This window comes from Tabrizicola soli, from assembly GCF_015999335.1.
GTDB classification, from domain to species: Bacteria; Pseudomonadota; Alphaproteobacteria; order Rhodobacterales; family Rhodobacteraceae; genus Tabrizicola; species Tabrizicola soli.
Window position 1 is genome coordinate 25,324 of record NZ_JAEACP010000034.1, and the last position, 7,755, is coordinate 33,078.

General features: G+C 69.1%; 6 protein-coding genes. 2 read left to right on the forward strand and 4 right to left on the reverse strand.

Annotated elements, in window-relative coordinates:
- The first annotated feature begins 99 nt into the window (after positions 1-99).
- Positions 100-2,142, forward strand: a complete 2,043-nt coding sequence (gene pbpC / locus I7S92_RS21855; protein WP_197647631.1) for a penicillin-binding protein 1C — start codon at positions 100-102, stop codon at positions 2,140-2,142.
- A 70-nt stretch (positions 2,143-2,212) separates the two neighbouring features.
- On the opposite strand, the gene bktB is transcribed toward pbpC, so the two are convergent.
- Positions 2,213-3,370 (reverse strand): beta-ketothiolase BktB, encoded by a 1,158-nt coding sequence (gene bktB, locus I7S92_RS21860; protein WP_197647626.1) that lies wholly within the window; start codon positions 3,368-3,370, stop codon positions 2,213-2,215.
- Between the two features lie 125 nt (positions 3,371-3,495).
- On the opposite strand from bktB, the gene I7S92_RS21865 reads away from it, so the two are divergent.
- Positions 3,496-4,596 carry an MFS transporter gene (locus I7S92_RS21865; protein ID WP_197647627.1) on the forward strand — a complete coding sequence of 367 codons (1,101 nt, stop codon included), beginning with the start codon at positions 3,496-3,498 and terminating at the stop codon, positions 4,594-4,596.
- Between the two features lie 28 nt (positions 4,597-4,624).
- Here the strand turns inward: I7S92_RS21865 and I7S92_RS21870 are convergent, their stop codons facing one another.
- The 3 genes from I7S92_RS21870 to serA all read right to left on the reverse strand — a co-directional run bounded on the left by I7S92_RS21870 (position 4,625) and on the right by serA (position 7,717).
- A complete protein-coding gene (locus tag I7S92_RS21870) occupies positions 4,625-5,185 on the reverse strand; it encodes a DUF2585 domain-containing protein (RefSeq protein ID WP_197647628.1) in 561 nt (186 codons plus the stop codon).
- 68 nt (positions 5,186-5,253) lie between these two features.
- Positions 5,254-5,988 (reverse strand): metallophosphoesterase, encoded by a 735-nt coding sequence (locus tag I7S92_RS21875; protein WP_197647632.1) that lies wholly within the window; start codon positions 5,986-5,988, stop codon positions 5,254-5,256.
- 133 nt (positions 5,989-6,121) lie between these two features.
- Positions 6,122-7,717, reverse strand: a complete 1,596-nt coding sequence (gene serA, locus I7S92_RS21880; RefSeq protein WP_197647633.1) for a phosphoglycerate dehydrogenase — start codon at positions 7,715-7,717, stop codon at positions 6,122-6,124.
- Positions 7,718-7,755: the final 38 nt, after the last annotated feature.

The window sequence follows — 7,755 nt, forward strand, 5'->3', positions numbered from 1 at the left end:
TCGGGTGGGGGCGCGGGGAACACCTCCTCGAGCACTTCGTGCACTCGTCGGAGGGGCGTTCAGCGAGGAGTGCACGAAGTGCTCGACGAGCGGGGCGGCATGATGCGCACGCAGTGGATCGTCGTTCTGGCGGTCGGGCTGTGGCTCGCCGCCCTGGGCCGCGACCGTTTCGACGGTTGGATCGACGCGACGGTCCTGCCGCCGCTGGTCGTGGAGACCTCGGCCGAGGTGCTGGACCGGGACGGCGACCTTCTGCGCGCCTATACGGTGGCCGATGGTCGCTGGCGGCTGGCGCTGCCGCCGGACAAGGTGGACCCGGTCTATCTGGAAATGCTGCTGGCCTATGAGGACAAGCGCTTTCGCGACCATCCCGGCGTGGACGCGCGATCGCTCTTGCGGGCGGTGCTGCAGGCGGCATGGAACGGGCGCGTCGTCTCGGGCGGCTCGACGCTGACCATGCAGGTCGCACGGCTTCTGGAGGAGGGCACGACGGGCGAAGTCGGCGGCAAGCTCAGGCAGATGCGGGTGGCGCTGGCGCTGGAGCGGCGGCTGTCAAAGGAGCAGATCCTGCAGCTTTACCTGCACCTCGCGCCGTTCGGGGGCAACCTCGAGGGTGTCCGGGCGGCCTCGATTTCCTATTTCGGAAAGGAACCCGGCCGCCTGACCCCGGCCGAGGCGGCGCTTCTGGTGGCGATTCCGCAGAGCCCCGAAAGCCGCCGCCCCGACCGGGCCGCCGACCGGGCCGAGGCGGCGCGGAACCGGGTGCTCGCGCGGGCGGTAGGCGAGGGGGTGATCGACGCCGAGGAAGCGGAGGCCGCGCGGCGCGAGGCGGTGCCGGGGCTGCGCAAACCCTTCCCGGCGCTGGCACCGCATCTGGCGGACCGCGCGCGGGCGGACCTGCCGACCGCGCTGTCGCATCGGCTGACCATCGACGGCGAGTTGCAGAAGAAGCTTGAGGCGCTGGCGCTGGAGGCGGTGGAGGGGCGCGGCGAACGGTTGCAGGTGGCGATCCTGGTCGCCGACCATGCCTCGGGCGAGATCCTGGCGAGCGTGGGGTCGGCAGGCTACCGGGCCGATCTGCGGCAGGGCTTCGTCGACATGACGCAGGCGCTGCGCTCTCCCGGATCGACGCTGAAACCTCTGGTCTATGCGCTGGCCTTCGACGAGGGGCTGGGCCACCCCGAGACGATGATCGAGGACCGGCCGATGACCTTTGGCGCCTATGCGCCGCAGAACTTCGACAAGCTTTACCTTGGCACGATCCGGATGCGCGAGGCCTTGCAACTGTCGCGCAACATCCCGGTCGTGGCGCTGACCGAGGCGATGGGACCGGCCCGGCTGATCTCGGCGATGGAGAAGGCGGCGATGAAGCCGGTGTTCCCCGGCGACCAGCCGGGGCTGGCGATCGCGCTGGGGGGCGTGGGCGTGACGCTGTCGGACATGGTGCAGCTTTATGCAACGCTGGCACGCGGCGGAGTGATGCGGCCGCTGTCCTGGCGGCTGGATGCCGGGGGGGCCGAGGGGCAGCGCGTCGTCTCGGAAGTCGCGGCCTGGGAGGTGGGGGATATCCTGGCCGGGCTGGCCCCGCCGCCGGGGGCGCCGTCGAACCGGCTGGCCTACAAGACGGGCACCTCCTACGGCCACCGGGATGCCTGGGCGATCGGCTTCGACGGCAAGCATGTGATCGGCGTCTGGATGGGCCGGGCGGATGGCACTCCGGTGCCGGGGGCCTTTGGCGCCGACGTGGCGGCGCCGGTTCTGTTCCAGGCCTTCAACCGGCTGAAGGGCAAGCTCGATCCGCAGCCGCCTGCCCCGGCGGCGACGCTTCTGGTCGCCAATGCCGAATTGCCGCAGCCATTGCAGCGGTTCCGCTCGCGGTCGGCGGTATTCGAGGCAGCGGCGGATGCGCCCCAGGTGGCCTTCCCGCCGGACGGGGCGGAGGTGGAGCTGCTGGCGGCGGGGCTGAAGGTGAAGGTCGCGGGCGGGACGGCGCCTTTCACCTGGCTCGCCGACGGAGTGCCGGTGATCGTGGGGCTGGAGGCGCGCGAGGCGATGCTGGCGCTGCCGGGTGCGGGCTTCGTGACGCTGAGCGTGATCGACGCGCAAGGCCGGTCGGCACGGGCGGCGGTGCGGGTGAGGTAGGGGCTCGTCGATGACTTCGTCACTCCTCGCCCGGCGGGCCGACGAGGAGACGAAGTCGAACGAGGAGGGGTCAGGCGCGCTCGATGGCCAGCGCGATGCCCTGACCGCCGCCGATGCACATGGTGACAAGCGCGGTGCGCCGGCCGGTCCGCTCCAGCTCGTGCAGGGCCTTGACCAGAAGGATCGCGCCGGTCGCACCGACCGGATGGCCAAGGGCGATTGCGCCGCCGTTCGGGTTCACCCTGGCCGGATCCAGGTCGAGCGCGCGGGAGACGGCGATGGCCTGGGCGGCGAAGGCCTCGTTCGATTCCACCAGGTCGAAGTCCTGCGGCCTGACCCCGAGCTTGCGGCAGAGCGCCTGCACGGCCGGGATCGGGCCAAGGCCCATGACCTTGGGATCCACGCCCGCCACCGCGTAGCCCATGATGCGCGCCCGGCTGCCTTTTGCGTTGCGCGACAGGACCAGCGCCGCCGCGCCGTCGTTGATGCCGGAGGCATTGCCGGCGGTCACCGTGCCCGCCTTCTGGAAGGCCGGTTTCAGCGCGGCCAGAGCCTCGAGGCTGGTCGCCTTGAGATGTTCGTCGCTGGCGAAGGTGACGGGCCCCTTCCGGCCAGCGATCTCGATGGGGGCGATCTGGTCCCGGAACCGGCCTTCGGCGATGGCGCGGGCGGCGCGGGTCTGGGACTCCAGCGCGAAGGCGTCCTGATCCTCGCGGCCGATGCCATATTCGGCGGCGACATTCTCGGCCGTCACACCCATGTGCCCGGTGCCGAAGGGGCAGGTCAACGCCCCGGTAAGCATGTCCACGGCGCGGGTGTCGCCCATCTTCTGGCCGAAGCGGGCGGTCTGGAGCGCGTAGGGCGCGCGGCTCATGCATTCGGCGCCGCCGGCCAGCGCCATCTCGGCATCGCCGAGCATCAGCGCCTGCATCGCCGAGACCACGGCCTGCGCGCCCGAGCCGCAGAGCCGGTTGACGTTCATCGCCGGCGTCGTCTCGGGGATGCCAGCCTGCAGCGCCATGACGCGGGAGAGATACATGTCGCCCGGTTCGGTGTCGATCACATGGCCCATGACGACCTGGCCGATCTGGGTGCCTTCCACCCCGGCACGGGCAAGGGCGGCCTTTGCGGCATGGGTGGCGATGTCGATGGGCGGCAGCGCGGCAAGCGAGCCGCCGAAACCGCCGATGGCGGTGCGGGTGGCGGAGAGGATGTGGATCTCGGTCATGGGGCCTCCTGTCCCTCGCATCATGCACGAATTCCCGCCGGGTGCAGAGCCTACGTCGCGTCACGGGCGGCATTGACATGCGCCCGAGGGCGGGAGAGATCAGGACGCGTCAGCGGGAGCCGATCTTGAAAGACCTGATCCGAACCCATGCCGGGCTTCTGTTCGCCGGGCTGGCGAGCTTTGTGATGATGGGCGCGGGCCAGTCGCTTTACGGGCCCGCCCTGCCCGCCTTCTCGCGCGGCTTCGCCATCAGCGAGGCGCAGGCGGGGGTGCTGGTCTCGGCGCATTGGGTGGGCTGCTTCGTCGGAGTGGCGCTCATGTATCTGCGCGGGGGCGGGATCACGCCGCGCCATGCGCTTGCGGCAATGGCCCTTGGGGCGGCGGGCGTCGCGGCGATGGCTGGCTGGTGGCCCACGGTCGCGGGGGCGGTGCTGTTCGGGGCGGGCTACGGCCTGTCGACGGCGGTGTTCAACCCGCGCGTGCTGCGGGCCTTCGGGCGGCAGGGGCCCGCGATGCTGAGCCTTCTGAACGCGACCTTCGGGCTGGGCGCGATCGCCGCGCCGCTGGTCTTCGTCGCGCTGGGCAGCGATCCGCGCTGGTCCTTCGGGCTGACGGCGGCGCTGGCTGCGCTGATCTGGCTGTTCGCAGGCCCGGCGGGGCGCGAGGGGGCGGGTGCCGCAGGCCGGACGGGCGTCTTCCGGCCGCATTGGGGGATCATGGGCTTCGGGGCGGTGGCGATCGGGCTGGAGGCCTGCCTGATCGGCCTTGGCCCCACGGCGCTGATCCGGGCCGGGGTGGCAGAGGCGACGGCGGCGGAACTCCTCAGCGCCTTCTTCGTGGTCTTCCTGACGGGACGGGTCGCGCTGATCTTCGTCGCCCACCGGATCGCGCCCTTTGCGCTGTTCATGCTGGCGGTGGCGCTGGCGGCGGCTTCCGCGCTGGGGGCGGCCCTCGTCTCGCCGCCGGTGTTCTTCGTGGCCCTCGGCGCGCCGGCGGGGCTGTTCTTTCCCGGCTTCTACGTCACCGCAACCGGCAAGATGGGCGAGGACATGCGGGTGCCGCCGGTGATCATCGCCTCGGGCCTGGTGGGAGGCATCGGCGGGCCGCTGGCGCTGGCGCCGCTGATGGCGGGAATGGGCGAGCGCGGGTTCTTCTGGATCGTCGCCGGAGTAACGCTGACGCTGACCGTGGCGGCGGTGCTGTCGCTTCGGCGGATGCGAATCTAAAAATTTTCGCGAAAAATTTTAGATCGCCTCAGCGGCCCGCCTGCCACTGCGCCACGCTGTCGAGCGGCCAGAGCAGCATGAGAATGTTCAGCGCCAGCCCGTCGCGGATGATCCACATCGTCGCGCCCTCGAACAACACGATCAGTGCGACGGTGGCCCAGACCGGCAGCTTCGAGGCCAGCCAGAAGCCCAGGATCATCGCCAGCACGTCGAAGACGGTGTTCAGGACGGAGTCGCCGTAATAGTCCAGCGAGATCGTCACGGCCCGGTAGCGTTCGATCACCGCATCCGAATTCTCGACGATCTCCCAGATACATTCGACCAGGGTGGCGATGGCCAGGCGCCAGCCGAGAGAGAGCCGCGGCGCGGCCAGCCAGAGCGCGGCATAGAACAGAAGGCCATGGATGATATGGCTGGGCGTATACCAGTCCGATATGTGCTGCGAATTTTCCGAGCTGACGACCTGGCCATGCCAGAGCTTGACATAGCCGCAGGTGCAGATCGGTTCGCGCCCGATCCAGAGCAGCCAGGCGGCCATCAGGAGGATGATTCCGAGGGTGACGAGGAGGGGGGAGAGGCGGTTGCTCATGGACCGGAGGCAATCACGGCGCGCGCTGCGCGTCCAGTGCCCTGCGCGGCGGGAATCCCGGCCTTGCGTCAGTGGGCGGGGATCAGTTTGAGCCGGCCGGTCGGGGTGAGGAGCGCGGCCTCGCGCCCCTCGATCACCACGGCGGAGAGCGGGCCGCCATAGGCCGCGCCCGAGTCGATGTTCAGCCGGTTGCCGTAATGCGTCGCCGCGTCGACGACGGTGTGGCCGTGCACGACCAGCGGGCCGAAGCTTTCGGTTGCCTGCAGGAAGGGATCGCGGATCCAGACGAGATCCCGCTCCACCTGCTGGGAGAGGGGCACGCCGGGGCGGATCCCGGCATGGACGAAGGCGCAGTCGCCGGCCAGGTGAAGGGTCGGGCGGGCGGCGAGAAAGGCGAGATGCTCGGCCGGGACCGCGCCGATGGCCTCGGCATGAACCTTGGCGACCGGGCGGTCACCGGCGTTGGCCACACCGTAGGAGCGCAGCGTATCCGCCCCGCCGAGACGCGGATGAAGCCAGGAAAGCTCGGCCCGGAGACCGGGTTCGGGCTCGTGCGGATTGGCGATGAAGCGGGAGAACATCCGGTCGTGGTTGCCCTTCAGCACCACCCAGTCCTCGCCCCGCGAGAGGCCCCGGATCAGGAAGTCGATCACGCCCCGGCTGTCGGGGCCGCGGTCCACGAGGTCGCCGACATGCACCACCCGGCCGGGGCCATGCCGCGCCATGTCGGCGGCGATCAGCTCATGCGCGGCCTGCAGAAGGCCGAGCTGGCCGTGGATGTCGCCGATCGCGTAGAGATGCATGGCCTTGGTCCCGGTGGAGAGGGCCGGAGGTTTCACCCCCCGGACCCCCGTGGGATATTTGCCCCGGTATGAAAGGGCAAGCGGTGTCGGGGTGAAGGCCCGGCCGGGCGGGCTGCGCGGCCGGGGAAATCGGTCAGGCGACCTCGAACTCCAGCGCCTTGACCTGCTGGAAGAGGCCGGTGCCTTCCAGCGTCTCGATCACCTTGGGGTCGATCCGCTGGTCGAGATAGAGGATCGCGATCGCTTCCTGGCCCACGCCCGTGCGGCCGAGGGTGAAGTTCGCGATATTGACGTTGTTCTTGCCCATGGTCATGCCGAGGAGGCCGATGATCCCCGGCACGTCCTCGTTGGTGGTGTAGAGCATGTGCTGGCCGATCTCGGCGTCGATGTTGATGCCCTTGATCTGGATGAAACGCGGCTTGCCATCGCTGAAACAGGTCCCGGCGACCGAGCGTTCGCGCTTGTCCGTCACCATCGTGACCTTGATATAGGCGTCGAAGACCCCGGTCTTCTCCTGCCGGGTAGTGGAGATCTGGATGCCTTTCTCCTTGGCCACAACCGGGGCGGAGACCAGGTTCACGTCCGGGTTCTGCGCCTTCAGCACCCCCGCGATCACCGCCTGGTTCAGGGCGGCGAGGTTCATCGCGGCGACGGTGCCGTCGTAGAGGATGTTGATCGCCTTGATCGGCTCGTCCGTCATCTGGCCGATGAAGCTGCCGAGGTGGGAGGCGAGCTTGATCCAGGGGCCCATCACCGCGGCCTCCTCGGCGGTGACGTTGGGCATGTTCAGCGCGTTCTGGACGGCGCCGGTCAGCAGGTAGTCCGACATCTGTTCCGCAACCTGCAGCGCGACGTTCTCCTGCGCTTCAGTGGTGGAGGCGCCGAGATGCGGGGTGCAGACGACGTTCGGGTGGTTGAAGAGCGGGTTTTCGGTGGCGGGTTCGGTCTCGAACACATCCAGCGCCGCGCCCGCGACGTGGCCGGCGTTCAGCGCGTCGAGAAGCGCCGCCTCGTCGATCAACCCGCCACGGGCGCAGTTGATGATGCGGACGCCGTTCCTGGTCTTGGCCAGGTTCTCGCGGGAAAGGATGTTGCGGGTCTTTTCGGTGAGGGGGACGTGGAGCGTGATGAAATCGGCGCGGTGGAGAAGGTCCTCAAGCTCGACCTTGTGGACGCCGAGCTGCTTGGCCCGCTCCTCGGACAGGAAGGGATCATAGGCGATGACCTTCATGTGCAGGCCGACGGCCCGGTCGCAGACGATGCCGCCGATGTTCCCCGCGCCGATCACGCCGAGGGTCTTGTTGAACAACTCCACCCCCATGAACTTGGACTTTTCCCACTTTCCGGCATGGGTGGAGGCGTTCGCTTCGGGGATTTGCCGGGCAACAGCGAACATCATGGCGATGGCGTGCTCGGCCGTGGTGATCGAGTTGCCGAAGGGCGTGTTCATCACGATCACCCCCTTCTTCGACGCCGCCGGGATGTCGACATTGTCCACCCCGATCCCGGCGCGGCCGACGACCTTGAGGTTGGTGGCGTTCTCGAGAAGCTTCTCGGTGACCTTGGTGGCCGAGCGGATGGCGAGGCCGTCGTATTGGCCGATGATCTCGGCCAGCTTCTCCTTGTCCTTGCCGAGCTTCGGCAGGTAGTCGACCTCGACCCCCCGGTCGCGGAAGATCTGGACGGCGGTTTCGGAGAGTTCGTCGGAAACGAGGACTTTGGGCATGATAGGGTCCTTGGGTGTCGGGGAGGAAGAGTCGGGGGGGG

What these genes read in the sequence shown, in the direction of transcription:
- I7S92_RS21875 (WP_197647632.1), bottom strand. Translation starts at nt 5,988, where the DNA reads ATGCATCTCTACGCGATCGGCGACATCCACGGCCAGCTCGGCCTTCTG.
- pbpC (WP_197647631.1), top strand. Translation starts at nt 100, where the DNA reads ATGATGCGCACGCAGTGGATCGTCGTTCTGGCGGTCGGGCTGTGGCTC.
- I7S92_RS21870 (WP_197647628.1), bottom strand. Translation starts at nt 5,185, where the DNA reads ATGAGCAACCGCCTCTCCCCCCTCCTCGTCACCCTCGGAATCATCCTC.
- bktB (WP_197647626.1), bottom strand. Translation starts at nt 3,370, where the DNA reads ATGACCGAGATCCACATCCTCTCCGCCACCCGCACCGCCATCGGCGGT.